Source organism: Thalassovita sp. (genome assembly GCF_963691685.1).
GTDB lineage: Bacteria > Pseudomonadota > Alphaproteobacteria > Rhodobacterales > Rhodobacteraceae > Thalassobius.
In genome coordinates this window covers 2,258,271-2,282,541 of record NZ_OY829290.1, presented here as the reverse complement: position 1 = coordinate 2,282,541, position 24,271 = coordinate 2,258,271, and the positions used below count along the sequence as shown (strand labels likewise).

22 protein-coding genes are annotated in these 24,271 nt (G+C 59.5%); 9 read left to right on the top strand and 13 right to left on the bottom strand.

The window, feature by feature from the left end; genetic code table 11:
• Positions 1-154: 154 nt before the first annotated feature.
• From ACORLH_RS11135 to ACORLH_RS11115, 5 genes are all read right to left on the bottom strand, one after another.
• Positions 155-1,192 carry a substrate-binding domain-containing protein gene (locus tag ACORLH_RS11135; RefSeq protein ID WP_321832730.1) on the bottom strand — a complete coding sequence of 346 codons (1,038 nt, stop codon included), beginning with the start codon at positions 1,190-1,192 and terminating at the stop codon, positions 155-157.
• Positions 1,193-1,371: 179 nt separating this feature from the next.
• Positions 1,372-2,427 (bottom strand): sensor histidine kinase, encoded by a 1,056-nt coding sequence (locus tag ACORLH_RS11130; protein WP_321832729.1) that lies wholly within the window; start codon positions 2,425-2,427, stop codon positions 1,372-1,374.
• A 49-nt stretch (positions 2,428-2,476) separates the two neighbouring features.
• Positions 2,477-3,004 carry a gamma carbonic anhydrase family protein gene (locus tag ACORLH_RS11125; protein WP_058242023.1) on the bottom strand — a complete coding sequence of 176 codons (528 nt, stop codon included), beginning with the start codon at positions 3,002-3,004 and terminating at the stop codon, positions 2,477-2,479.
• A complete protein-coding gene (gene gmk, locus ACORLH_RS11120; RefSeq protein ID WP_321832728.1) occupies positions 3,001-3,651 on the bottom strand; it encodes a guanylate kinase in 651 nt (216 codons plus the stop codon). Before gmk ends, ACORLH_RS11125 begins: the two co-directional genes overlap by 4 nt.
• A 9-nt stretch (positions 3,652-3,660) precedes the next feature.
• On the bottom strand, positions 3,661-4,575 hold the full coding sequence (locus ACORLH_RS11115; protein ID WP_321832727.1) for a YicC/YloC family endoribonuclease: 915 nt from the start codon (positions 4,573-4,575) through the stop codon (positions 3,661-3,663).
• A 252-nt stretch (positions 4,576-4,827) separates the two neighbouring features.
• Between ACORLH_RS11115 and ACORLH_RS11110 the strand changes: the two genes are divergently transcribed.
• Positions 4,828-5,535, top strand: coding sequence for a PAS domain-containing protein (locus ACORLH_RS11110; protein ID WP_321832726.1), 708 nt, complete (start codon positions 4,828-4,830; stop codon positions 5,533-5,535).
• Between the two features lie 86 nt (positions 5,536-5,621).
• Here the strand turns inward: ACORLH_RS11110 and ACORLH_RS11105 are convergent, their stop codons facing one another.
• Positions 5,622-6,989, bottom strand: a complete 1,368-nt coding sequence (locus tag ACORLH_RS11105; protein WP_321832725.1) for a class II 3-deoxy-7-phosphoheptulonate synthase — start codon at positions 6,987-6,989, stop codon at positions 5,622-5,624.
• A 211-nt stretch (positions 6,990-7,200) separates the two neighbouring features.
• Here ACORLH_RS11105 and ACORLH_RS11100 point away from each other — a divergent pair, with 211 nt between their 5' ends.
• Positions 7,201-8,205 (top strand): GlxA family transcriptional regulator, encoded by a 1,005-nt coding sequence (locus ACORLH_RS11100; protein ID WP_321832724.1) that lies wholly within the window; start codon positions 7,201-7,203, stop codon positions 8,203-8,205.
• A 12-nt stretch (positions 8,206-8,217) separates the two neighbouring features.
• Here the strand turns inward: ACORLH_RS11100 and ACORLH_RS11095 are convergent, their stop codons facing one another.
• A complete protein-coding gene (locus tag ACORLH_RS11095) occupies positions 8,218-9,354 on the bottom strand; it encodes a PQQ-dependent sugar dehydrogenase (protein ID WP_321832723.1) in 1,137 nt (378 codons plus the stop codon).
• A gap of 224 nt (positions 9,355-9,578) precedes the next feature.
• On the opposite strand from ACORLH_RS11095, the gene ACORLH_RS11090 reads away from it, so the two are divergent.
• The 5 genes from ACORLH_RS11090 (at position 9,579) to ACORLH_RS11070 (ending at position 14,891) form a co-directional block, all read left to right on the top strand.
• The gene (locus tag ACORLH_RS11090) at positions 9,579-10,769 is read left to right on the top strand and encodes an ABC transporter substrate-binding protein (RefSeq protein WP_321832722.1); all 1,191 of its coding nucleotides are present in this window, start codon (positions 9,579-9,581) and stop codon (positions 10,767-10,769) included.
• 161 nt (positions 10,770-10,930) lie between these two features.
• The gene (locus ACORLH_RS11085) at positions 10,931-11,713 is read left to right on the top strand and encodes an ABC transporter ATP-binding protein (protein WP_058242016.1); all 783 of its coding nucleotides are present in this window, start codon (positions 10,931-10,933) and stop codon (positions 11,711-11,713) included.
• Positions 11,710-12,534, top strand: a complete 825-nt coding sequence (locus ACORLH_RS11080) for an ABC transporter ATP-binding protein (RefSeq protein WP_082626133.1) — start codon at positions 11,710-11,712, stop codon at positions 12,532-12,534. The genes ACORLH_RS11085 and ACORLH_RS11080 overlap by 4 nt, the downstream gene beginning before the upstream one ends.
• Positions 12,535-12,537: 3 nt before the next feature.
• Positions 12,538-13,548, top strand: coding sequence for a branched-chain amino acid ABC transporter permease (locus ACORLH_RS11075; RefSeq protein WP_321832721.1), 1,011 nt, complete (start codon positions 12,538-12,540; stop codon positions 13,546-13,548).
• Positions 13,545-14,891, top strand: coding sequence for a branched-chain amino acid ABC transporter permease (locus ACORLH_RS11070; RefSeq protein WP_321832720.1), 1,347 nt, complete (start codon positions 13,545-13,547; stop codon positions 14,889-14,891). Before ACORLH_RS11075 ends, ACORLH_RS11070 begins: the two co-directional genes overlap by 4 nt.
• A gap of 222 nt (positions 14,892-15,113) precedes the next feature.
• Here the strand turns inward: ACORLH_RS11070 and ACORLH_RS11065 are convergent, their stop codons facing one another.
• A complete protein-coding gene (locus ACORLH_RS11065; RefSeq protein WP_321832719.1) occupies positions 15,114-16,136 on the bottom strand; it encodes a YeiH family protein in 1,023 nt (340 codons plus the stop codon).
• Positions 16,137-16,217: 81 nt separating this feature from the next.
• Here ACORLH_RS11065 and ACORLH_RS11060 point away from each other — a divergent pair, with 81 nt between their 5' ends.
• Positions 16,218-17,096 (top strand): LysR family transcriptional regulator, encoded by an 879-nt coding sequence (locus ACORLH_RS11060; protein WP_321832718.1) that lies wholly within the window; start codon positions 16,218-16,220, stop codon positions 17,094-17,096.
• 12 nt (positions 17,097-17,108) lie between these two features.
• Here ACORLH_RS11060 and ACORLH_RS11055 read toward each other — a convergent pair whose 3' ends face one another.
• On the bottom strand, positions 17,109-18,659 hold the full coding sequence (locus ACORLH_RS11055) for a helicase HerA-like domain-containing protein (RefSeq protein WP_321832717.1): 1,551 nt from the start codon (positions 18,657-18,659) through the stop codon (positions 17,109-17,111).
• 468 nt (positions 18,660-19,127) lie between these two features.
• Here ACORLH_RS11055 and ACORLH_RS11050 point away from each other — a divergent pair, with 468 nt between their 5' ends.
• The gene (locus ACORLH_RS11050; protein ID WP_321832716.1) at positions 19,128-19,712 is read left to right on the top strand and encodes an invasion associated locus B family protein; all 585 of its coding nucleotides are present in this window, start codon (positions 19,128-19,130) and stop codon (positions 19,710-19,712) included.
• A gap of 80 nt (positions 19,713-19,792) precedes the next feature.
• Here ACORLH_RS11050 and ACORLH_RS11045 read toward each other — a convergent pair whose 3' ends face one another.
• The 4 genes from ACORLH_RS11045 to ACORLH_RS11030 are packed head-to-tail and all read right to left on the bottom strand — an operon-like array spanning position 19,793 to position 24,040.
• A complete protein-coding gene (locus ACORLH_RS11045) occupies positions 19,793-21,001 on the bottom strand; it encodes a beta-ketoacyl-[acyl-carrier-protein] synthase family protein (RefSeq protein ID WP_321832715.1) in 1,209 nt (402 codons plus the stop codon).
• Positions 20,998-21,258: an acyl carrier protein gene (locus ACORLH_RS11040; protein WP_058242009.1), complete on the bottom strand. Its 261-nt coding sequence runs from the start codon at positions 21,256-21,258 to the stop codon at positions 20,998-21,000. The genes ACORLH_RS11045 and ACORLH_RS11040 overlap by 4 nt, the downstream gene beginning before the upstream one ends.
• 32 nt (positions 21,259-21,290) lie before the next feature.
• Positions 21,291-22,382: a UDP-3-O-(3-hydroxymyristoyl)glucosamine N-acyltransferase gene (gene lpxD / locus ACORLH_RS11035; protein ID WP_321832714.1), complete on the bottom strand. Its 1,092-nt coding sequence runs from the start codon at positions 22,380-22,382 to the stop codon at positions 21,291-21,293.
• Between the two features lie 32 nt (positions 22,383-22,414).
• Complete coding sequence (locus ACORLH_RS11030) at positions 22,415-24,040, bottom strand: L,D-transpeptidase family protein (RefSeq protein ID WP_321832713.1); 1,626 nt, start codon at positions 24,038-24,040, stop codon at positions 22,415-22,417.
• Positions 24,041-24,271 lie beyond the last annotated feature (231 nt).

The following is a 24,271-nucleotide window of genomic DNA, read 5'->3' as shown; positions in this document are numbered from 1 at the left end:
CCGCTCCGGTGAGGGAATTCCGAATCCAATATGACACCTCACAACAGAAAACCGCGGCCTCCGGGGGGGAAGCCGCGGTTTCTGGGGCGCTCAGACCAACAGTTGCAGGCCGAGGCAGTTGCGCCCCTCCCCTGACTGGGGGCACTGGGGGCGCTTAGCTTGAGGCGCCCATGGTCACCTCATTGGTCACCATTTCACGGGTGCTGGCCAGTTCGGGATCTGCCACCAGGCCAAAGATGGTCAGGAAACCACCGGGGCCCGACAGCTCATCCGACAGGACCGTCTGGACATATTCCTTGATGCCCGGGGTCAGCGCGATGTTGGCCTTCTTGACGTACATGAACAGCGGGCGCGACACGAGGTATTCGCCGTTTGCGATCACATCAGACGACGGGGACACACCTTCAACGGTTGCGGCCTGCAGCTCGCCGACGTTGGTTTCATAAAATGCCAGACCCAGCAGCGCGATGCTGCCTTTGGCGCCACGCATTTTATCCAGGGTTTCGGTGCCGGTGACTTCCAGCTCCTCAACCGCTTTGCCTTCACGGGTGATCAGGCAGGCTTTGCCCGCGGCTTTGGCGTCACCACCATTTTCGGCCAGCAGCAGATCATATGCGCCGGTGGCTTTGCAGCCCGCCAACATCATCTTCTGGTCAAACACTTCGCGGGTACCGTGGCTGGAAGCCGGGATAAAGGTGCGGATGCCGACGTCAGGCAGATCTGCGTTGAACTCCGCCCAGGAGGTGTAGGGGTTTTCAACCAATGCCCCGTCGACCAGCACACGTGCGGCCAGGGCCTGATACCAATCGGCCGGAACGAAGTTGAAGGACGGGCCTTTCTTGGCGCTGGCGAAAACCAGACCGTCATAACCGATGCGCACTTCGATGATGTCAGTCACACCATTTTCGGCACAGGCTTTGATCTCCTTGGCTTTGATTTTGCGCGACGCGGTCGCGATATCCAGCGTATCGGCGCCAACACCTTCGCAAAACCGTTTCAGCCCCTTGGAGGAGCCGATCGATTCAACATTGGGGTAACCGAAGTCGTGGTTTTCGACAAAGGTGTCGCCGGACATCATGGCGTAGGGAAATACAGTGGAGGAGCCGGCCACTTCGACCGGTTCAGCCAGCGCGGCGGTAGCTGCAATTGCAGTGAACATCGCCGTGGCGGCGGTGAGCCTCTTGAGAGACATGAACTTCTCCTGCTTGGGGTCGGCGGTAAATGGAGGAGCCGACAGGGTACACACTCCGTTCCCCGGAATGAGGAACGGTCGCAGGGCAAAACGGCTTAACTATTGGGCAGTTTAGTAAAAATACGGTACATACATATCGCTGGTAGAATGTATTTTCCGGCCTCGCTTATAGGGGCGAATTACCCTTCCATAGGTAGCAAAACTGAGAAGGTGCTCCCTTCGCCGGGCGTGCTCTGGATCTTGAACCGGCCACGATGGCGATTGACGATATGTTTCACAATCGCCAACCCCAGACCGGTGCCGCCCATCTCGCGTGAGCGGTGACTGTCGATGCGGTAGAACCGTTCTGTCAGGCGCGGCAGATGCACCGCCTCAATCCCCGGGCCGCGGTCAATTACGTCCACCCGCACCCCGGCCTGCCGCAGCACCGGATCACGTGGGCTTTCGCTAAGCCGCAGGGTGACGGTGTTGTCCCGGCCGCCATATTTGATCGCGTTTTCGATCAGGTTGGTGAAGATCTGGCGCAGCTGATCACTATCACCCGGCACTGTTACGGGTTGGTCGGGCAAGTGCCAGTCGACGGTGACATTGGCTGCATCCGCAACCGGGCTCAGCCCCTCCACTGTTTCGGCCAGCAGGTGCCCCAGGTCGACATTTTGTGACGGCCGCAACCGCGCCTCAGCCTCCACCTGACTGAGGCTCAGGAGGTCGCTGACCAATCGGTTCATTCGACTGGCCTCATCTCCCATGATCGACAGGAATCGATCGCGCGCTTTGGCGTCTTCGGCTGCGGGGCCTTGCAGCGTTTCGATAAACCCGATCAGCGCGGTCAAAGGCGTCCGCAGCTCATGGCTGACGTTGGCGACAAAATCGCGCCGCATCTGGCCTATGGCCTCGGCCTGGCTGATATCTTCGAAACTGACCAGAACCCCCTGCACATCGCGCAGATCGACGAAGCCGCAGTTGACCTTGTAGGTCAGCTCATTGCGCACATCGCGGCCCAAGTAGCGTGCCTCTTGGGTGCTGCGATTGAGGTCGCAGCGTTCAATCGCCTCTAGCACCGAAGGTTGGCGGATCACCGTGATCAGATGACGACCGCTTAAACCGCCCCCCAGAAGCGCCTCAGCCTTGGCATTGGCACCGATGATCCGTTCACTGCCGGTCACCAGCAGCGCCGGTTGCGGCACCGCCGACAGCAGCGCATGGGCGGCGCTGAACTGGGGATCTTGGGACATGATGATATCCTCAGGCGCAGATCACATCAGGGCGATGCTGCGGTTTCTGTCAGACCGGTTTCAATTCCGCACGGAACCGGCGCATATTCAGTTGATAGCCAAGCGCGGAGTGTTTCAGCCCCTCGATCGCTTTGTCGTCCAGCTGACGCACCACCTTACCCGGCGCCCCCATGACAAGTGAACCGTCCGGGATTTCCTTACCTTCGGTGATCAAGGCCCCTGCCCCAATCAGGCAGTTCTTGCCGATCTTGGCGCCGTTCAGCACGGTAGCCCCCATGCCGATCAGGGAATTGTCGCCGATCGTGCAGCCGTGCAGCATTGCCTTATGTCCGATGGTGCAGCCCTGACCAATGATCAGCGGGAACCCCATATCGGTATGCATCACCGTGTTTTCCTGCACATTGCTGCCAGCGCCAATGCGGATCTCTTCGTTGTCACCTCGCAGGGTGCAGCCGAACCAGATTGAGGTCGCGGTTTCCAACACCACATTGCCGATCACATTGGCATCCGGCGCAATCCAGAAATCGCCATCCTCCGGCGTTTTCGGCGTGATGTCATTCAGGGCGTAAAGGGTCATTGGATGTCCTCAAATTCAGCCTGAAGCGTGCGCACATGCTCCATCAGGGCGGGTTGCTGCAGACGGCGCAGGCGGGTGGCACTGACAATGGTGGTCAGCTCCTCAGCGGTTTTGTCCAGATCGTCATTGACCAGCACATAGTCATAGCTGCCCCAATGGCTGATTTCATCCCAGCTTTTCTGCATCCGTTTGGCAATCACCTCATCGCTGTCCTGACCACGGCTGACCAGCCGGCGGTGCAGCTCTTTGATCGAGGGCGGCAGGATAAAGACCGACAACGTATGTGCGCCAAGGGCCGAGTTACGGATCTGCTGGGCGCCCTGCCAATCGATGTCAAACAGCACATCTTCGCCGCCATCGATGGCGGTCTGAACCGGCCCTTTGGGCGAACCGTAGAAGTTGCCGAAGACATGGGCATGTTCCAGCATCTCACCCTCAGCCACATCACGTTTGAAGTGGTCTTCGGTCAGGAAGTGGTAATGCACGCCATCCTCTTCGCCGGGACGTGGCTGGCGGGTGGTCGCTGAGACGGAAAACCGGATGGTCGGATCCCAATCACGCAGCTTGCGCGTCAGGGTCGATTTGCCCGCGCCCGAGGGCGAGGACAGGATGATCAACAGGCCGCGGCGGGAGGTGGATGCGGTCATGGTCTTGGGTTACTCCACATTCTGTACTTGTTCACGCATTTGGTCGATCACGGTTTTGAGGTCCAGACCAATGCGCGTCAACGCGGTATTTTGCGATTTCGAACAGAGCGTGTTCGCCTCACGGTTAAATTCCTGCATCAGGAAGTCTAGTTTGCGGCCCACCGGTTTGCGGTCCTGCAAAAGACCACGCGCCGCGCCGATATGGGCGCGCAGCCGGTCCAATTCTTCGGTCACGTCAGATTTGACCGCAACCAACGCCATTTCCTGCGCCAGGCGGTCCTCATCCATCGTGTCAACATTCTGCATCACCCGGGCCAGGGCGGCGCGCAGCGCCTCTTCCATCGCCTCTTTACGGTTGCCGATCGCCGCTTCGGCCTGACCGACCAGCGTTTCGATCTCATCCACGGTGCGTGTCAGCACCTCATGCAGGGCCCGCCCTTCGTTGCCACGCATGTCCAGAAACTGCTGCAATACCGGCTCAAACCCCTGCAACACGGCCGCACCAAGGGCTTTGGTCTCTTCCTCGCTGGAACCCTGCTCCATCACGCCGCGCAGGTTCATCAGATCGACGGCTGTGACCGGGGCCAGTGCGACGCCATTTGCCTCCGCACGGGCGGTGACGGTGGCCATTGCCTCCAGCATAGAGTCGAGCGCTGCACCGTTCAGCGACAGGCTGCCGCCGCTGTCTTCGCGCTGCACTTTCAGCGACAGGGTGACATTGCCACGCCCCATCGCCTTGCCCAGCCGGGCGCGCAGGGTGGTTTCCAACCCTTCGATCCAATCCGGCACCCTTAGGCGCAGATCCAGCCCCTTGGCATTGACCGAGCGGATTTCCCAAGTCCAGCTGTAAGGGGCCAGTTCCCCTTTGCCGGATGCAAAGCCTGTCATTGATTGCAGCACGTTGTCCTCCGTGGTTGCGCGCATTGATATGGTCACAGCCTGCGCTGCGCAGCAAGGGAGAATACCACTGAGGTGCCTGTCTCCGGCGATCAGACCGGGTGATCATGACCGATCTTTGTAACAGTTCAGTTAACCAACCGAACGGAATTTCGGCGAATTTGAAATAACTCGTGGCATATTAAGGTATCGGTAACCTTTGCTGCCTTAGGGTTTTCTTAACCGCTTTTGGGGGCCGAGGGCCATCTGTTGTTTGGACGAGAGTGATGAGGCGGTTTTATGTTTGAGATGGATCACCACGGCCCCGCAGCGCAGGCGGAGCAGAAAGATAATGTTATCGAAATGTCGCCCTTCCTGTCGGATCGCCGCTTTCCTGAGATTGCTGAGATTGACGCCTATTGGCAGGGCAAACGGGCTGGTCGGGTGATGCCCGCCCGGGCTGATATTGATCCACGCGGGATTGAAGGCGCGCTGGCCCATTCCTTTATTCTGGAGCGGATCGCGCCCGGTATGACGCGGCTGCGGCTGGCAGGGCAAATCTTCAATGATCTTCAAGGGATGGAGGTGCGCGGCATGCCCTTTGGTAGCCTGTTTGCCCCGCATTACCGCAAAGAGATCGATGATCTGGCCGAGGCAGTTTGCGCAAAACCGGGTATCGCCCAAATGACCCTCAGCGCCGAACGGGGCCGCGGCAAGCCCCTGTTTGAGGGGCGGATGACCCTTTGGCCGCTGAGCGATGACCGCGGGCACAGCACCCGTATTCTGGGCACGGTGTCCTACAAAGGTGTCATTGGTGAGACACCGCGACATTTCCAAATGGCCGGCCACCGGTTGCGGGTGCTGTCTGGGCAATCCATGCTGCCGGCCCCCCAACAGGCGGTTGGATTTGCTGAGGCGAGCGAAGCCTTTGTGGCGCGTGATCCTGTCCAAGACATGGCTCACACCAAAGGGGCCCCGCATCTAAGGCTGGTGAAAACCGACCGCTGAGTGGTTAACCGAGTACCGGTAAAAACGAAAAGCGCCCCGGCAATGGGGCGCTTTCGCTTTGCATAAACTGATCTGTGGCCTTGCCCTTAGACAGCCTTGGCGGGACGATCTTCGCGCAGGGCCGACAGCTCCTCGGCCACCAGGAAGGCCAGTTCCAGCGACTGGCTGGCGTTGAGGCGCGGGTCACAGGCGGTGTGGTAGCGATCCGACAGATCCTCTTCGGTGACTTCGCGCACGCCGCCGGTGCATTCGGTCACATCCTGGCCGGTCATTTCAAAATGAACGCCGCCCGGAACCGTGCCTTCGGCGCGGTGGATCTGGAAGAATTCCTGAACCTCCTGCAGCACCGACTGGAACGGACGGGTCTTATAGCCGGTGGCCGATTTGATCGTATTGCCGTGCATCGCGTCACAGGTCCACAGAACCTTAGCGCCTTCTTCCTCAACCGCACGAATCAGACGCGGCAGATGTTCGCCCACTTTGCCGGCACCGAAACGGGCGATCAGGGTCAGCTTGCCCTCTTCGTTTTCCGGGTTCAGCTTCTGCATCAGGACCTTCAGATCCTCAGCCGTGGTGGTCGGACCGCATTTCAGGCCAACCGGGTTCATCACGCCACGGGCAAATTCCACATGGGCGCCATCAGGCTGACGGGTGCGGTCACCGATCCAGATCATGTGGCCCGAGCCTGCCAGCCACTTGCCAGAGGTGGAATCAAGACGGGTCAGCGCCTCTTCATATTCCAGCAGCAGCGATTCATGGCTGGTGTAGAAATCCACGGTCTGCAGCGTGTGGGCACGATCGCTGTCCACGCCAGCGGCGCGCATGAAGTCCAGCGTGTCGCTGATGCGGTTGGCCATATCGCGATATTTAGCGGCCTTTTCGCCCTCAGTGAAGCCCAGCGTCCACTGGTGCACCTGATGCACATCTGCATAACCACCGGTCGAGAAGGCGCGCAGCAGGTTCAAAGTAGCAGCCGCCTGGGTATAGGCCTGCAGCATCTTTTTCGGATCGGGAATACGGGCCGCCGAGGTGAAATCCAGCTCATTGATGATATCGCCACGGTAGCTGGGCAGTTCCACACCATCGACGGTTTCGGTGGGTGCCGAACGGGGTTTGGCGAACTGTCCCGCCATCCGGCCGACCTTTACCACAGGGACTTTGGCGCCATAGGTCAACACCATCGCCATCTGCAGCATCACCTTGAAGGTGTCGCGAATGCCGTTGGCGGAAAACTGATCAAAGCTTTCGGCGCAATCGCCACCCTGCAGCAGGAACGCTTCGCCGCGCGATGCCGCGCCCAGCTGGGCCTTCAGCTTGCGGGCTTCACCGGCAAAAACCAGCGGCGGATATTTCGACAGCTGCGCCTCAACCGCGTTCAGAGCGGTGGCGTCCGTATAGTCAGGCATTTGGACCCGTGGCTTGCTGCGCCAGTCGGTTTTTTGCCAATCGCTCATTCTATCCTCCGATTAGGTATTTGGGCGTCGCCTTTCTATATCGAACAAGATTAGGGCTGACCATAAAGGAATTGTAAAAATACGTGCGCTAACGGGTTCTATTGTTGTTCTGGCAGCGCGTTGTTAAGATTGAGCCATTCGATGTTTGCAACCTCTTGCACCCGGGGCGCAAACCTGTTTCTGTCGTTTCCTCTTTGGCAAGGATACGTCGATGGACCCAAACCGCATTCCGCGCTCTGCCCCTCCGGTCGGAGAGCACCCTAAAAAAGTTGTTTTTGTTCTTCTTGAGCAGTTCACGCTGCTGCCCTTTGCGGCGGCGCTCGATTGTCTGAGGATCGCGAATTATACCGCAGGCAAAGAGCTTTATCGATGGGAGTTGCAGGGCGAAGGCGGTGAAACGGTCACCAGTTCATCTGGGGTTGCTTTTAATCTGGACAGTGACCTGGGTGAATTGGGCCGTGATGACCGGCTGCTGTTGTGCGGTGGCGTTGATGTGCGATCCAACACCTCAAAGCGGCTGATTTCCTGGCTGCGGCGCGAAGCCCGGCGTGGCATCAGCGTCGGCAGCCTATGTACTGGCGCTTATGCGCTGGCCAAATCGGGCCTGCTGGACGGCAAACGGGCCACCATTCATTGGGAACATCAGGACAGCTTTGAAGAAGAGTTTGTTGATATTGAGCTGACCAAATCGGTTTTTGTGATGTCCGGCAACCGGATGACGGCGGCGGGCGGCACGGCCTCGCTGGATCTGATGCTGTCCCTGATTGCGGCCGATCATGGCGAGGAGCTGGCGAATGCGGTTGCGGATCAGTTGATCTATTCCTCCATCCGGACCGATCAGGATCCGTTGCGCCTGTCGGTGCCCACCCGCATCGGTGTGCGTCACCCCAAGCTGAGTCAGGTGATTCAGATGATGGAAGCCAATATCGAGGAGCCGATCAGCCCATCGCTGCTGGCCAAGGATGTTGGCATGTCGACCCGCCAGCTGGAGCGTTTGTTTCGCCGTTACCTGAACCGCTCCCCAAAACGCTATTACATGGAGCTGCGGCTGCAGAAGGCGCGCAATCTGCTGATGCAGACGGATATGAGTGTGATCAACGTGGCGCTGGCCTGTGGCTTTGCCTCGCCATCACATTTTTCCAAATGCTACCGCTCGCATTATAACACCACCCCGTACCGGGAACGCGGCAGCCAGATGATGAAGGCCGAAGACTAAGGGACCCTAGGGTCAGGGGCGCCACAAACGGTAAACGGCGCCATTTCCTTCGCTCAGAAACCAGATGGATCCATCAGGGGCTTCGCGCACGTCGCGCACCCTCTGGGTCTCATCAGTTTTGATCTGACGCACCTGCGCCAGCCCTTTGCCGGCAACCTGTGCGATATGGTCAAACTTTAATGAACCGACAAACAGGTCGCCGCGCCATTCCGGGAACATTGTGCCCTCATAAACCATCATGCCTGAGGGCGCGATGGAGGGATCCCAATAGATCAGCGGCTGGCGCATGCCGCGTTTTTCCGTGCCCTCGCCGATCTTACGGCCACTATAGTGGGTGCCATAGGAAATGACCGGCCAGCCATAATTGGCGCCGGCTTCAACCCAGTTCAGCTCATCCCCGCCTTTAGCGCCATGTTCCGAGGATACCAGTGCCCCTTCCCGGGTGCGTGCCAGACCTTGCGGGTTGCGATGGCCAAGGCTCCAGATCTCAGGCAGCGCGTTGCGGCGCATTTGAAACGGATTGTCGCGCGGCACGGTGCCATCGATGCGCAGGCGGATGATCTTACCCCAATGGGAGCCAACGTTCTGCGCTTCACGCGCTTCGCCCATGTCACCGATTGTCAGGAAAAGGTGGCCATCCGCGGTTTCAACGATCCGACCGCCAAAGTGGCGCCCGTTTTGATTGCCACGCTGCAGTTGGAAAATGCGGAACACACGTTCGATCCGGTCAGAGCCTTCCGGCAGGACCGCGGTGGCCATGGCGGTGCCTGCGCCACCGGGGACATTAGTTGTGTAGCTGAGAAAGATGCGGCGTGAGGTGATGAAATCCTCGGCCGCGACCACATCCAAAAGGCCACCCTGCCCGATCGCGGTGATATCCGGCAGACCTTTGATCTGTTGGCGCGTCCCATCCGGCGCAACCTGCCAGAGGGCGCCATCACGCTCGGTGACCAGAAAACCGCCATCCGGCAAAAAGGCCAGCGACCAGGGCACCACAAAGCCATCAGCGACCTTATCAATCCGGTACTCCACCGCGCGAGCTGGCATGGCAAGGAGCATGATCCAGGCCAGCACCATCAGGCTGAACAAGACGAACGCGATCCCTAAGGGATGCGGCCGGGCGCGGGTCCGGGGTGTGGTGTCTCTCATCTCAGCATCTCGCAGCCTTGTTTCAATCAGGTCGAACATTCAGTGCGGGAAGGGGCCGTTGAGTAAGTTTAGTTCGCCCTGTCGCTCTTTCAACAAACATTCTTATATCTGCCCTGGCGGAACTCAGAATTTGTGATCAAAAACCCCGTTCAAGGGTGCTTTTCTTTTCCAGACTCCGGAGATAGGGTCGAATCCGGACTTAAGTTCCAACTTGGGAGAAAATCATGAAAAAGTTTCTGATGGCTTCGGCCGCGACCGCGCTTATGGCTGGCGGCGCAATGGCAGATGACCACGCGGTTAAACTGGGTATCATCCTGGGCTTCACAGGCCCGATTGAATCGCTGACCCCTGCCATGGCAGGCGGCGCGGAACTGGCGATGAGCGAAGTTTCCGAAAGCGGCAAACTGCTGGGCGGCAAGACTGTCATGCCCGTACGCGCTGACTCGACCTGCATCGACTCGGGCGCTGCAACTGCAGCGGCTGAACGTCTGGTCACCTCGGACGGCGTCAAAGGCATCATGGGCGCAGACTGCTCGGGTGTGACCGGCGCGGTTCTGTCGAACGTTGCACTGGCAAACGGCATTGTGATGATTTCGCCTTCGGCGACCTCGCCTGCCCTGTCCGCTGCTGAAGACAACGGCCTGTTCTTCCGCACCGCCCCGTCGGATGCGCGTCAGGGTCAGGTTCTGGCCGACGTGCTGATGGAAAAAGGCATCAGCGAAGTGGCTGTGACCTACACCAACAACGACTACGGTAAAGGTCTGGCAGACAGCTTCGCCGCTGCTTACGCAGCTGCTGGCGGCACCGTGACCACCACCACCGCCCACGAAGACGGCAAAGCCGACTACTCGGCTGAAGTTGGCGCACTGGCCTCGGCCGGCGGCGACGCGCTGGTTGTTGCGGGCTATGTTGACCAGGGTGGCCCGGGCGTGATCCGTGCGGCACTGGACACCGGTGCATTTGACACCTTTGTTCTGCCCGACGGTATGATCGGCCCGAACCTGGAAACCACCTTTGGTGACGAAATCGAAGGCTCGATCGGCACCGCGCCGGGCAGCGACGCTGCAGACGCCTCGATGGTTGTTGAAAAAGTGGCTGCCACCGGTGTGGACGCTTCGGGCCCCTATGTGGGCGAAAGCTACGACGCTGCAGCGCTGATCATGCTGGCCATGCAGGCCGCAGGTTCGGTTGAGCCGGGCGACTACAAATCCAAAGTGGAAATGGTTGCCAACGCTCCGGGCGAAAAGATCTACCCGGGTGAACTGGCCAAAGGCCTGGAGATCCTGGCAGCTGGTGGTGACATCGACTATGTCGGCGCAACCGCGGTTGAGCTGATCGGCCCCGGTGAAGCCGCAGGCGGCTACCGTGAGATCGAAGTTCAGGGTGGCAAGCTGGAAACGGTTAAGTACCGCTAATCCTTTAGCTTTCCTGTAAAAATTCAGTCAGCCCGGCCCTGTGCCGGGCTGTGCTGCATCAAAAGCGGGGCAATCTCGCCCTGCGCGTAAAACCAGACGCGAAAACGCGTCACACCAATCAAACAGGCGCAAACAATGCGCCAAGACGGGGGAACTGCTTCATGATCGTCGTAGAAGACGTCCATAAGCATTTCGGGGGATTTCACGCCGTAGATGGCGCGACACTCACCATCGAAAAAGGCTCCATCACCGGGCTGATTGGCCCAAATGGTGCCGGAAAAACCACATTGTTCAACGTCATCGCCGGTGTCTTGCCGCCCACCTCGGGCCGGGTCACCATGGATGGTGAGGACATCACCGGATTGCCGCCGCATGAGCTGTTCCATAAGGGGCTGCTGCGGACCTTCCAGATTGCCCATGAATTTCATTCAATGACCTGCCGGGAAAACCTGATGATGGTTCCGGGCGGACAGTCGGGCGAAGCCTTGTGGAACACATGGTTTGGCCGCAAACGCATCGCCGATGAGGAACGCGCGCTGCGGGCCAAGGCTGATGAGGTGCTTGAGTTCCTGACTATCAGCCATATCGCCGATCTGAAAGCGGGTGAGATTTCTGGCGGTCAGAAAAAACTGCTGGAACTGGGCCGCACCATGATGGTCGACGCCAAGATCGTCTTCCTGGATGAGGTGGGCGCCGGCGTGAACCGGACGCTTCTTTATACCATTGCGGATGCGATCAAGCAGCTGAACGAAGAACGCGGCTACACCTTTGTGGTGATTGAGCACGACATGGATTTCATCGAACGCCTGTGTAACCCGGTCATTTGTATGGCCGAGGGCAAGGTTCTGGCTGAGGGGACCCTGGCTGAGATCAAGGCGAACGAACAGGTGATCGAGGCCTATCTGGGCACCGGCCTGAAAAACAAGGACAAGGTGGGCGCATGAGCAACAATCCCTACCAGGACGATCGCGGCAACAAAGATGCCTCGATCACCAAAACAGGCGGGGGCACGATGCAGGTTTCGACCGGCACCGACCACGCCATGAGCACCGATGAGGCCTTTCTGATCGGCGACAGCATGACCGGTGGGTATGGCAAATCCGGCCCTGATATCCTGCATGACTGCACCATTGCGGTGAACAAGGGTGAAATCGCGGTCATCGTCGGCCCCAACGGTGCCGGCAAATCCACCGCGATGAAAGCCACCTTTGGCATGCTGCATCTGCGTCAGGGCTCGGTCCGTCTGGACGGCACCGATATCACTGGCCTGACCCCGCAGGCGCGGGTTGCCGCGGGCATGGGGTTTGTGCCGCAGACCTCAAACATCTTCACCTCGATGACGGTGGAAGAGAACCTTGAGATGGGGGCCTTCATCCGCAAGGACGATTACCGCCAGACCATCGAACAGATCTATGACCTGTTCCCGATCCTGCGTGACAAACGGCGCCAACCGGCGGGTGAGCTTTCGGGTGGTCAACGTCAGCAGGTGGCCGTCGGCCGCGCGCTGATGACCCAGCCCAAGGTGCTGCTGTTGGATGAGCCCACCGCAGGTGTGTCCCCCATCGTGATGGATGAGCTGTTTGACCGGATTATTGAGGTGGCCCGCACCGGCATCTCGATCCTGATGGTGGAACAGAACGCCCGCCAAGCCCTTGAAATAGCGGACAAAGGCTATGTGCTTGTCCAAGGTCGCAACGCCCACACCGGCACCGGCAAAGATCTGCTGGCCGATCCGGAAGTGCGCCAATCTTTCCTTGGGGGTTAAGACATGGACTTCCTGAACGCCCTTGTGGTGCTTTCCAACTTTGTGCTGATCCCGGCCGTTGCCTATGGCAGCCAGCTGGCGCTTGGCGCGCTTGGCGTGACGCTGATCTACGGCATCTTGCGCTTTTCCAACTTCGCCCATGGCGACACGATGGCCTTTGGCACCATGGTTGTGGTGCTGGTGACCTACCTGTTCCAAAGCTGGGGCCTCAGCCTTGGCCCTTTGCCGACCGCTCTGCTGGCCCTGCCCTTCGGGATCCTGGGCTGTATGGCGCTGGTGCTAGTCACCGACCGCACTGTCTATCGGTTCTATCGTCAGCAAAAGGCCAAGCCGGTCATTCTGGTGATCGTGTCGATGGGTGTCATGTTCATCATGAACGGCCTGGTGCGCTTCATCATCGGTCCGAACGATCAGCGTTTTGCCGATGGCGAACGGTTCATCATTTCCGTGCGTGAATTCAAGCAGATGACCGGCCTTTCCGAAGGTCTGGCAATCCGCACCACCCAAGGCATCACCGTTGTCACGGCGATCATCGTGGTGGCGCTGCTGTTCTGGTTCCTGAACAAGACCCGCACCGGCAAATCGATGCGCGCCTATTCAGACAATGAAGATCTGGCGCTGCTGTCGGGCATCAACCCGGAACGTGTGGTGCTCTACACTTGGCTGATCGTTGCGGCGCTGGCCACTGTGGCGGGCACGCTTTACGGTCTGGATAAGACCTTCAAACCCTTCACTTACTTCCAGCTGCTGCTGCCGATCTTTGCGGCCGCAATTGTTGGTGGTCTTGGCAACCCGCTGGGTGCCATCGCCGGGGGCTTCGTGATCGCCTTTTCCGAGGTCACGATCACCTATGCCTGGAAGAAAGTGCTGAAATATCTGCTGCCGGAGAACCTGGAGCCTTCCAGCCTCGTGCAGCTTTTGTCGACCGATTATAAATTCGCTGTCAGCTTTGCGATCCTTGTGGTGGTGCTGCTGTTCAAGCCGACCGGTCTGTTCAAGGGGAAATCGGTATGAGCGAGACAACCAAAAACACCGCTCTTTTCGCACTGGTGGCGGCACTTTTTGTGCTCTCCGGTATTTTTCAAAGCTGGAATGCCTCACTGACTATCCTCAACATGGCGCTGATCTCGGCCATCATGGCGTTGGGGGTGAACCTGCAATGGGGCTTTGCCGGTCTGTTCAACGTCGGCGTCATGGGCTTTGTCGCCCTTGGTGGTCTGGCGACGGTTCTGATCGGGGCAAAACCCGTTGAAGGCGCCTGGAGTGCCGGTGGCTTCCAGATCCTGCTGGCGCTGGTTCTGGGGGCGGCTACGGTGGTGGCCACTGTGCTGGTCTACACCCGCCTGCCCGCAGGCCGCACCCGCACCATCGCTATGCTGGCCACCTTGATCATCGGCTTCTTCATCTACCGCGCGGTGTTTGACCCGGCGGTTGCCGCTGTGGAGGCGATTAACCCGGCGATGCATGGCAACCTGGGCGGTCTGAACTGGCTGGCGGTTGGACGTGACACCTCAGTGCGTCAGGCGGATCTGTTTGTCCTGCTGGCCTGGCCGGTTGGTGGCTTGCTGGCGGCGGGGGCTGCCTGGGTCATCGGCAAGACGGCCCTTGGCCTGCGCTCGGACTACCTTGCGATCGCAACGCTGGGTATTGCTGAGATCATCATCGCGGTGATGAAAAACGAAGATTGGCTGGCCCGTGGCGTGAAAAACGTATCCGGCCTGCCGCGTCCGGTACCCTATGAGGTGACCCTGCAGGACAGCAGCGCCTTCGTGGAACGCGCAACCTCCTTGGGGCTGGATCCGACCACCGCGTCGACCCTGTGGATCAAGACGCTTTATGCCGGCCTGTTCTCGGTCGTGCTGGTGGTGATCCTGGTGATGGCCCAGCTGGCTCTGAAATCACCCTGGGGCCGGATGATGCGTGCGATCCGTGACAATGAAGTTGCGGCGCGTGCCATGGGCAAGGATGTCACCAAACGGCACCTGCAGATCTTCATCCTCGGCTCGGCCATCTGTGGTGTTGCTGGTGCGATGATGACCACGCTGGACGGTCAGCTGACCCCCGGCAGTTATCAGCCGCTGCGCTTCACCTTCCTGATCTGGCTGATGGTGATTGTTGGTGGCTCCGGCAACAACTTCGGTGCAGTTCTTGGCGGCTTCCTGATCTACTTCCTGTGGATTCAGGTGGAGCCGATGGGCACCTGGCTGCTGGACGTGCTGACCTCTGGCCTGCCGGATGGCAACGCGCTGAAGGAGCACCTGAAAGGCAGCGCCGCCTATATGCGTCTGATGACCATGGGCATCGTACTGCTGCTGGTGCTGCGGTTCAGCCCACGGGGCCTGATCCCTGAGAAGTGATCAGACTGATCCAGAAACACAGAAGGGCCCCGGATGGGGCCCTTTTTTATTGGATGTTCCATTTGGCGAAGTCACTTGGGGAGCATTCAGGCAAGGGGCGCCCCGCTTTGCAGGTTTCACAGGGCACGTAGGCGCGTTAGGGCATCCCGGCAGGAACCCATGCAAAGCCCCTGCCCCTCCCGGAAATCCGGGAAGGTGTAGCCAGAGCGTTGAAATCTCGGATTATTGCGTCAGAACAACCAGTGCCAGAGCACCGAGAGTGACGAAGACAGTGGCAAAAGCCCCCAGCGCCAAGGGGCGCAGGCCTTCGCGCCTCAAGGCCGCGATATCCGTGCCCAGCCCCATCGCCGCAAGCGCCATGGTCAGGAAGAAACCAGAGATCAGCGAACCGGCCTCCAACGCGGCGACAGGCAGCGCCACGGTTGAGTTCAGCACCATCATTGCCGCAAAGCCGACCACGAAAAGCGGTAGCGGGCTTGGCTTTTTCGCGGAAGCGTCAACCGGACCACGGCCAAAACCGGTCAGCAGGACAATCAGGGGCGCCAGCAGCAGGACCCGGCTCAGCTTGGCCATCATGCCCCATTGCTGCGCTTCAGCGCTGTAGCTGTCGGTTGCGCCGACAACCTGCCCTACCTCATGGATGGCAGCACCGGCCCACAGACCGTAAGCCTGACCGTCCAGCCCAAAGGCCATTGCCATCAACGGCAGACCCAGCATCGACAAGGTGCCAAACAGCGTCACACAGGCGATGGCATAGGCCAGATCGCTGTTGCTGCCCGGACGTGCGCCCTGCACCGCCATAATGGCTGAGGCACCGCAGACCGCAGTGCCCGCCCCAATCAGCCGTGCCAGATCCGGGGCAACGCCCAGCCAACGGCCGATTACTTGCGTCGACCAGAAGGTCGCGAACAGCAGAACAGCAATGCCCAAAAACACCGGTGCGCCGGCCTGCCAGATCTGACCGATGCTCAGCTGCAACCCCAGCAGCACAATGCCCAGCCGCATCAGGGGCCGTTGCGACAGGCAGATGCCATCCTCAGCCCAGGCCATCGGCCCCACGATGTTGCGCACCGCAACACCAAGGATCATCGCAATCACCATCGGCCCCAACAGGGGCAGATCCACCGCCTGTTTCAGCCACATCGCCCCTGCGGCCAGCGCCGCAACAAGGGCAACGCCCGGCAGATGGCGGATGATTTGTTTTACCAAAGGCAGTTCTGATGGGAAAGTATTCTGGGCCGACATTGGGATTTTATGACAGCGTTTATCTCATTCTTCCAATTTATTGATCTTGTTAAAACGTTCGATTTTACCGATGATATGGGCATGACCCTGGATCAGATCAAAGTATTCCTTGCCGTGGCGGAGCGTCGTCATGTGACCCGTGCCGCTGAACTGCTGAACATGACGCAAAGCGCCGTGTCCTCCGCCATTTCCACCCTGGAAAGCCAACATGGGGTGAAGCTGTTTGATCGCGTGGGGCGTGGCATTGCGCTGACACAGGCGGGTGAGGCCTTTGTGCCGCAGGCCAGACGGCTCCAGCAAGAGGCTGAGGTGACACGGCAGGTGCTGGCTGACCTCAGTCAGGAAACCCGTGGATCCCTGCGCATTCAGGCCAGCCAGACGGTGGCCAGCTATTGGTTGCCGCCCCGGCTGATGTTGCTGCATGAACGCCATCCCGGTGTCAGCATTGATCTGCACGTAGGCAACACTGCCCAAGCGGCCGAGGCCGTCGCCAAGGGTGAGGCCGATCTTGGCTTCGTCGAAGGGGCCCTGCCTGACAGTGATCTGCACCGGCAGGTGGTGGCACGCGATGAACTGGTGCTGGTCATGGCCCGCGATCACCCGATGGCGCGGGCGGCGGATTTCGGCGCTGAGGATTACGTGCAGATGCAATGGATCCTGCGCGAAGAAGGCTCCGGCACCCGCAGTGAGACTGAGGCGCATCTGGCCGAAATGGGCCTGTCGGTCGCCAACCTTGAGGTGGCGCTGGAACTGCCCTCGAATGAGGCGGTACTGGCGGCGGTGGCGGCAGGCCCCTATGTGACCATGCTGTCGGCCCGTGCAGTTGGTGCGGCCAAAGGGCGTGGTCTGGCCATGCGGCGGGTGACTTGGGTGGCACATCCGGCGCGGGTCTTTGCGGTGTTGAGCCACCCCAAACGGTACAAAACCCGCGCGGTGCGGGCTTTGTTGGATGTTCTTTGATGGCAGTGACGCCTAGCGGCCTTTAAACAAGCCGCCCAAAACCCCACGCACCAGGCGGCGCCCGGTTGTGCCGCTGAGTTCTTTCACAAGCGCTTTGCCCAGGGCTTCGGTCACCGTGTCCCCCCTGCGGTTGCTGCGCAGGCTGCGTGAGGAGGATCGCCCGACCCGGCTGCCACTGAACCGACGCGCGGCACGGAATTCACGCACCATCGGCTCTGCCGCCTCTTCCTCGGCTTCGGCGGCTTCAGCCTCCTGCGCGGCGGCATCTGCCCGGCGTTTCAGCATTTCATAGGCGCTGTCGCGGTCGATACGGTCCTCATATTTGCCCGACAGGTCGGATCCATCGATTACACCCTGCCGTTCTGCTTTGGTGATTGGCCCCAACTGCGACGATGGTGGGCGGATCAAGGTACGCTCAACAATGCCCGGCACACCCTTTTTGGCCAGGAAAGAGGTCACCGCCTCGCCGACGCCGACCTCACGGATCGCCTCCTCGGTGTCAAAGCGCGGGTTGTCACGATAGGTCTCTGCCGCCATGCGCAGGGCTTTGCGGTCGCGGGCAGTAAAGGCGCGCAGCGCGTGTTGCACCCGGTTGCCCAGCTGGCCCAGAATATCCTCGGGCACATCATCGGGGTTCTGGGTGACGAAATAGACGCCTACCCCTTTGGACCGAATGAGGCGCGCCACCTGCTCCACCTTATCGACCAGCGCTTTTGGGGCATCTTCGAACAATAGATGCGCCTCATCAAAGAAGAAGACCAGCTTGGGTTTGTCCGGGTCACCGACCTCAGGCAGCTGCTCAAACAGTTCCGAGAGCAGCCACAAGAGGAAGGTTGCATAAAGCCGCGGCGCGCCCATCAGCTTGTCCGCCGCAAGGATGTTGATCATCCCGCGCCCGTCAGGACCGCAGCGCATCAGATCCGCCAGATCCAACGCGGGTTCGCCAAATAATTGAGTGGCCCCTTGGTTTTCCAAAACCAGAAGCCGCCGCTGAATGGCGCCAATGGAGGCGGTGGAGACATTGCCGTAGCGCAGCGCAATCTCACCGCGGTTTTCCCCCAGCCAGACCAGAAGCGCCTGCAGATCCTTAAGATCCAGCAATGGCAGCCCCTGTTCATCCGCCAGACGGAAGGCGATGTTCAACACACCCTCCTGCGCCTCTGAGAGCTCCAACAGGCGGGCCAGCAGCAACGGGCCCATCTCAGAAACCGTGGTGCGCACCGGATGGCCCTGATCGCCGAAGAGATCCCAGAAGGTGACCGGGAAACCCTGATAGCTGTAGTCATCAAACCCGATCTTGGCAGCGCGGGAGGTAAAGGCACCATGTAGCTTGGCGCTGGCGCTGCCTGCTTTGGCCAGTCCGGCCAGATCGCCCTTCACATCAGACAGGAACACCGGGACGCCCTGCGCCGAAAACCCTTCGGCCATGATTTGCAGGGTCACCGTTTTGCCGGTGCCGGTGGCGCCTGCGATCAGGCCATGCCGGTTGGCATATTTCAGGGTCAGCCCCTGTTTTTCGCCATAAGCCTCACCGCCACCGCCGATAAAAATGGATTCGCTCAATTCAGCCCCCAATTCTGCCTGTATGATCCCCGCGGCCAAATCGAACGCAGGACACATACTCTATTAACACCTTTGCTGCATAGTGACCTGACCCACCTCTCATGTCCATTGCAGGTGGGTGACTTCCTCCCTGTCAGACTGGCCGCTCTGATCGTTTCAGAGCAGCGTCTTTTTTTTGACAAAAAAACCATGCTCTGCCTGTTGACGCTGAGGTTTAAAAATCCTAGCGTTCAACCAATGACTAAGTCGGCCAGTCCGACGGGGAGCAAAAATCAGGAAAAGGGGCCAGTTCGCGGCCCCTTTTTCTATTCGATATTCCAGATATTTGCCGCCCGAAGCTCACGTACCTTAGAAAAATAGGCAGGTTTTTGCTGTTTTGAGAGCACCTGCGGCAGTTTCAGCCTGACATCCCGTTTCAGCACATGCTAGAGCTTGAGCAGAAAATGACTTCTTGGGTGGAACCTTTTGATGAACAAACTGTCCAAAACCCTGTCTTTGATGGCAGCGCTGACCCTTGGTGGTGCGGCGCTGGCGCAAGACACCGCTGAGCAGACCCCGGAAACCGCACAGGACGGTCTGGCGATGGGCACCCCGGTGGAGCCGCAATCCTACATCCGCGAAGAAAGCGGTGACTGGAAGTTGGAGTGTTTCCGCGCCAACCTGGAAACCGAACCCTGTCAACTGTTGCAGCCGCTTTATGGCGCTGAGGGCAATCAGGTCGCAAATGTGCGCATCTTCCGCCTGCCCGCTGGTGGCCAGGCTGTTGCCGGTGCCGTTGTTGCTGTGCCGCTGGAAACCCTGCTGACCGCGCAGCTGACCATCATGGTTGATGCCAACCAGCCGCGCCGCTACCCGTTTTCGGTCTGTGATCCGCTGGGCTGCTATGCCCGCATCGGTCTGACTCAGGGCGATATTGATGCGTTCAAACGGGGTGCAGGTGCCATCGTCTCATTGGTGCCCTTCGTTGCACCCGACCAGCGTGTGGATCTGAAGATGTCGCTGAGCGGTTTCACCGCCGGCTTTGACAAGGTCACCGCCGAGGTCAAACCGTAAAGCGACGGTTTGAAACGCTTTTAAAGAATAGAAAAGCCGTGCGGATATTCTGCGCGGCTTTTGTTTGTCGATGGGGGGTGCTAGGCGTTCTTCAGTGCCAGAACCGCATTCAGCCCGCCAAAGGCAAAGGCGTTGGACAGCACATAGTCCACCTTGGCCTCACGCGCCTCATTTGGCACAACATCCAGTGAACATTCCGGGTCCGGCTCTTCATAACCTATGGTTGGGGCGATCACCCCGTCACGCAGCGCCATGATACAGGCCAGCAGCTCCACCGCGCCGGTCCCGCCGATCAGGTGGCCATGCATCGCCTTGGTCGACGAAATCATCAGCTGATCCGCATGGGCGCCAAAAACATCCGCCACCGCGGCGCATTCGGTTTTGTCATTGGCGGCAGTGCCGGTGCCATGCGCGTTGATGTAGCCGATCTGATCCGGGGCAATCCCCGCATCGCGCAATGCACCAGAAATGGCCCGTGCCGCCCCCTGTTTGGAGGGCATGACGATATCGCTGGCGTCAGAGGACATGGCAAAGCCTGCCACTTCGGCCAGGATCTCCGTCCCTCGGGCCTTGGCGTGTTCATAGTCCTCAAAGACAAAGATCGCCGCGCCTTCGCCCTGCACCATGCCGTTGCGATTGGCGCTGAACGGACGACAGGCGTCTTTGGACATGACGCGCAGCCCTTCCCAGGCCTTTACCCCGCCAAAACACAGCATCGATTCAGAGCCACCGGTGACCATTACCTTCGACATGCCCGAGCGCACCATGGTGAAGGCCTGAGCCATCGCGTGATTTGAACTGGCGCAGGCCGTGGCGACGGTGAAGCTTGGACCTTTGAGGTTGAACTCCATCGAGACATGGCTGGCGGCGGCGTTGTTCATCAGCTTAGGCACCACAAAGGGGTGCACCCGGTTCTTACCATCCTCATAAACGGTGCGGTAGTTGGCATCGAGCGTGGTCATTCCGCCACCCGAATTGCCAAGGATCACACCCGAGGTGGCCGCCAATTCGCCCGAGAAGCTGAGGCCGGATTGGGCCAGCGCCTCACGGGCGGCGATCAGGGTGAATTGGGTGAACCGGTCAAACAGGGCCAGCTGCTGGCGGTTGAACGCCGCCTCAGCATCATAGCCTTTGACCTGACCGCCGATCTTGATCGCCAGCCGGTCAACATCCTGAAACTCCAGCTCCCCAATGCCGCATTTGCCCTCGCGCATCGCTGCGAGGGTCTCGGCAACGTTGGGGCCAAGCGCGTTGATCGTGCCTGCCCCAGTGATGACGACCCGGTTCATGCCGCTTGCTCGGCCACCAGCTGTTCGATGCCCTTGATGATCGAGGCCACCGAGGCAATGTCAAACTCGCTCTTTTCCGGCTCATTCGCGTTGAACGGCACCGAAATGTCAAAGGCCTCTTCGATGGCAAAAATGCTCTCTACTAGCCCCAGGCTATCGATGCCCAGATCTTCCAAAGTGCTTTCCAGCGTCACATCCGATGGTTCCAGAACTGCCTGTTCGGCGATGATCTCGATGACCTTATCTTTGATGCTCATGATCGCGGCCCTTCCCTCTGATTGAGGTTGATTTAGTCATTCCCACCCGGTTTTGAAACAGCTTTCTGCAACTTAGCGACGTCGCGGAACAGCCGGGGCAGCCGGCGCAGGCCTTTGTAAACCTCAATATGTGTTTCCATTTTCATTGCCGGATAGCCCAGCATGACACGGCCCGCCGGTACATTTGCCAGTACCTTTGTCGCCCCGCCGGTGATCACGTGATCCCCGATGAACAGGTTATCACTGACCCCCGTCTGGCCACCTAGCACCACATTGTGACCGATACGTGTCGACCCGGCGATGCCGACCTGCGCACAGATAAGGCAGTCATTGCCGATCTCAACGTTGTGACCGATCTGGGTCAGGTTATCGAATTTGACGCCATTGCCGATGCGGGTGTCGCGCACGGTGCCACGGTCGATACAGGCATTGGCGCCCAGTTCGACGTCATCGCCGATGTTGACCGATCCGACCGAGTGGATCCGGGCGTAGCTTTGCGCCTTGGCCTCACCTGCATCACCAAGGCTGTCGCGGACCTTTTCGATGTTGGATTCTTCTGGCGTCACGAAGGAAAACCCATCGCCGCCCACTGTGGCGCCGGGCTGTGCAATGAACCGATCGCCGATGCGTACGCGGGCGCCGATTTTCACCCCTTCGCGTAGGAAACAGCCCTGCCCCAGAACCGTGTCGGTGCCGATGAAACACTGCGGCCCAATGACCGATCCGTCGCCGATCACCGCACCAGCCGAAATCACACTGAGAGGCCCGACCGAAACATCGGCCCCCAGCTTGGCGGCGGGGTCAATCACGGCCGAAGGGTGAATACCTGACGCATAGCCCTGACCGGGATCCATCATCGCCGATAGACCCGCCATGGCAAAACGCGGACGCGGTGCTATGATTGCCGCTTTCAGGCCCAGCTGCTGCCAATCTGCGCCCTGCCACAGCATGGCGGCCTGCGCCTGACCTTGCGGCAGACCTTTGGCAAAATCAGGTTTCATCGCCAGCGCCAGATCCTGCGGACCGGCCATTGCAGGTTCGGCCACGCCACCTACAGAAAGATCAACGTCGCCAAAGGCTTCTGCCCCCAGCGACGCTGCAATTTCTTTGATCGTATAAGTCATGGCCTGCCCCTAAAAATCTGTTGGGGCTAGATTTAGCCGCGAACGCTGTCCAAGGCCACCCCTGCCGATTGCAAAGCTTTCCAGATCTTTGCATCACGGCCATAGGTATCCCGGCGATAGTTCGCTTTGCCCTTCGCAGGCACCACGGCGGTCCGGTAGACGATATGCACCGGCAGATGCTGGTCCAGATCCACCTGGGTTTCACGACCGGTTTTCAGGATCCGCTGGAAGGTTTCCTTGGGTGTATCATCCTGACGGGCAAGCAGCGCATAGGCGAAATCAAACGGCTGGTGCAGACGGATGCAGCCATGGCTGAACGCCCGGGTTTCGCGTGAGAACAGCGCCTTCTGCGGGGTATCGTGCAGATAGATGTTGTGGCGGTTCGGGAACATGAACTTCACCAGACCCAGCGCGTTGGAGCGCGACGGCGGCTGCTTGATGTCAAACGGGAAGTTGGTGGCGCTGAACTGGGTAAAGTCCGCACCCTCCCGGCTGACGGTCCGGCCAGCGCCATCGATCAGACGCAGGTGCCCCACCGCATTGGGGTTTTTCTGCAACTGCGGCAGATATTCCTTCACAGCGATCGACCGCGGCACGTTCCAGGTGGGGTTAATCACCATGTGCTCCATCGTGTCGCTGAATTCCGGGCTGCGCCGGTCCGAGGAGTTGGCGCCAATCACAGACCGGGTGCGGAAGGTGACCTTGCCGTCATCGACGATCTTAGCGGTGTAATCGGTGAGGTTCACCCAGATGTGACGCTCCCCACGTTCAAAGTTGGTCCAGCGCTCACGCTCCATCGCAACGATCACCGACTGCAGGCGGGTTTCGGCGGAGACGTTCAGCTCCTTCAGCGTGGTGGCACCGGCAACACCGTCTTCGGCAAGACCGTGGTCGGCCTGGAACTGCTGCACCGCAGCCTGGATTTTGGCGTCAAAGACCTGCGTGGCCGAGCGATCCAGATATCCAAGCGCCATCAGGCGGTTGCGCAGCTTCACGATCGAAGCGCCGCGATCACCCGGCTCCAGCTTTTTGCCAGGCACGGTTTCGCCCCAACCGCCGCGGGCGATCACACCCTGCAAACGCAGCATCTCTTTGCGCAGGCGCGGATACTCGGGTGAGGCGGGCGGCAGCTGTTTCATCACCGCCGAAGGCTGGCCGGTGACCAGCATCTCCAGATACTCAGCGCCGTCTTTTTTGCTGATCTTGCGGACCAGGCCGTCATCGATCTTGCCCGGCGTCAGAACACCATGGGCCACATCGCGGGCGTATTTCAGATAGGCTTTGGACAGCTCCACATCGACAATGCCCAGATCGCGCGGTGTCTTGGCGTTGCGCATCATGTCCAGCAGCGCGTTCACATCGTAACGTGCCTGTGGAAGCCCATGGCTGCGCACATTCTGCAGAACGTTGATCAGGGCCTGACGGCGCGCCACAAATTCGGCGCCCTCCCCGGTCCAGATCCCGCTGAAGCCGTTTTCACGATAAAACCGGGCCAATTCCCGATCATCAGACGCGGTTTCGGCCACCGCTTGTTTAAAGGCTGTCACCTGTGCTGCAGCAGGCGTTGGCGTCTGGGCCAACATCAGGCAGGCCGCAACGGCCCCCAGGGTCAGCCGTGGGGCAAAACGAAAAAATCCAGAACGAGTAACTGGCTGCATGAGCGCGCTCTCTTTCCCTAATATGTTTAGATCTCTCCCCTCATTGGCGGCTTTTTGCCCGACTGTCCATTCACAAAAGGTAAATCATGGCGTCTGAAACGGCTTTGGCGCAACGCTGTGTCGTGTGGGCGTCATTCAGAATATGTTCACAAAAATTTGCGCAAAAAACCGCCGAACCCCCTTGATTGCAGAAAAATAAGCCCCCTGACGGGTTGGTGGAACGAAACTTGT

Coding starts and splice junctions, on each gene's coding strand:
- ACORLH_RS11030 (WP_321832713.1), bottom strand. CDS start 24,040: ATGCAGCCAGTTACTCGTTCTGGATTTTTTCGTTTTGCCCCACGGCTG.
- ACORLH_RS11045 (WP_321832715.1), bottom strand. CDS start 21,001: ATGAACCGGGTCGTCATCACTGGGGCAGGCACGATCAACGCGCTTGGC.
- ACORLH_RS11095 (WP_321832723.1), bottom strand. CDS start 9,354: ATGAGAGACACCACACCCCGGACCCGCGCCCGGCCGCATCCCTTAGGG.
- ACORLH_RS11105 (WP_321832725.1), bottom strand. CDS start 6,989: ATGAGCGATTGGCAAAAAACCGACTGGCGCAGCAAGCCACGGGTCCAA.
- ACORLH_RS11130 (WP_321832729.1), bottom strand. CDS start 2,427: ATGTCCCAAGATCCCCAGTTCAGCGCCGCCCATGCGCTGCTGTCGGCG.
- ACORLH_RS11115 (WP_321832727.1), bottom strand. CDS start 4,575: ATGCGCGCAACCACGGAGGACAACGTGCTGCAATCAATGACAGGCTTT.
- ACORLH_RS11065 (WP_321832719.1), bottom strand. CDS start 16,136: ATGTCGGCCCAGAATACTTTCCCATCAGAACTGCCTTTGGTAAAACAA.
- ACORLH_RS11050 (WP_321832716.1), top strand. CDS start 19,128: ATGAACAAACTGTCCAAAACCCTGTCTTTGATGGCAGCGCTGACCCTT.
- ACORLH_RS11090 (WP_321832722.1), top strand. CDS start 9,579: ATGAAAAAGTTTCTGATGGCTTCGGCCGCGACCGCGCTTATGGCTGGC.
- ACORLH_RS11070 (WP_321832720.1), top strand. CDS start 13,545: ATGAGCGAGACAACCAAAAACACCGCTCTTTTCGCACTGGTGGCGGCA.
- ACORLH_RS11080 (WP_082626133.1), top strand. CDS start 11,710: ATGAGCAACAATCCCTACCAGGACGATCGCGGCAACAAAGATGCCTCG.
- ACORLH_RS11040 (WP_058242009.1), bottom strand. CDS start 21,258: ATGAGCATCAAAGATAAGGTCATCGAGATCATCGCCGAACAGGCAGTT.
- gmk (WP_321832728.1), bottom strand. CDS start 3,651: ATGACCGCATCCACCTCCCGCCGCGGCCTGTTGATCATCCTGTCCTCG.
- ACORLH_RS11060 (WP_321832718.1), top strand. CDS start 16,218: ATGACCCTGGATCAGATCAAAGTATTCCTTGCCGTGGCGGAGCGTCGT.
- ACORLH_RS11100 (WP_321832724.1), top strand. CDS start 7,201: ATGGACCCAAACCGCATTCCGCGCTCTGCCCCTCCGGTCGGAGAGCAC.
- ACORLH_RS11135 (WP_321832730.1), bottom strand. CDS start 1,192: ATGTCTCTCAAGAGGCTCACCGCCGCCACGGCGATGTTCACTGCAATT.
- ACORLH_RS11110 (WP_321832726.1), top strand. CDS start 4,828: ATGTTTGAGATGGATCACCACGGCCCCGCAGCGCAGGCGGAGCAGAAA.
- ACORLH_RS11125 (WP_058242023.1), bottom strand. CDS start 3,004: ATGACCCTTTACGCCCTGAATGACATCACGCCGAAAACGCCGGAGGAT.
- ACORLH_RS11075 (WP_321832721.1), top strand. CDS start 12,538: ATGGACTTCCTGAACGCCCTTGTGGTGCTTTCCAACTTTGTGCTGATC.
- lpxD (WP_321832714.1), bottom strand. CDS start 22,382: ATGACTTATACGATCAAAGAAATTGCAGCGTCGCTGGGGGCAGAAGCC.
- ACORLH_RS11085 (WP_058242016.1), top strand. CDS start 10,931: ATGATCGTCGTAGAAGACGTCCATAAGCATTTCGGGGGATTTCACGCC.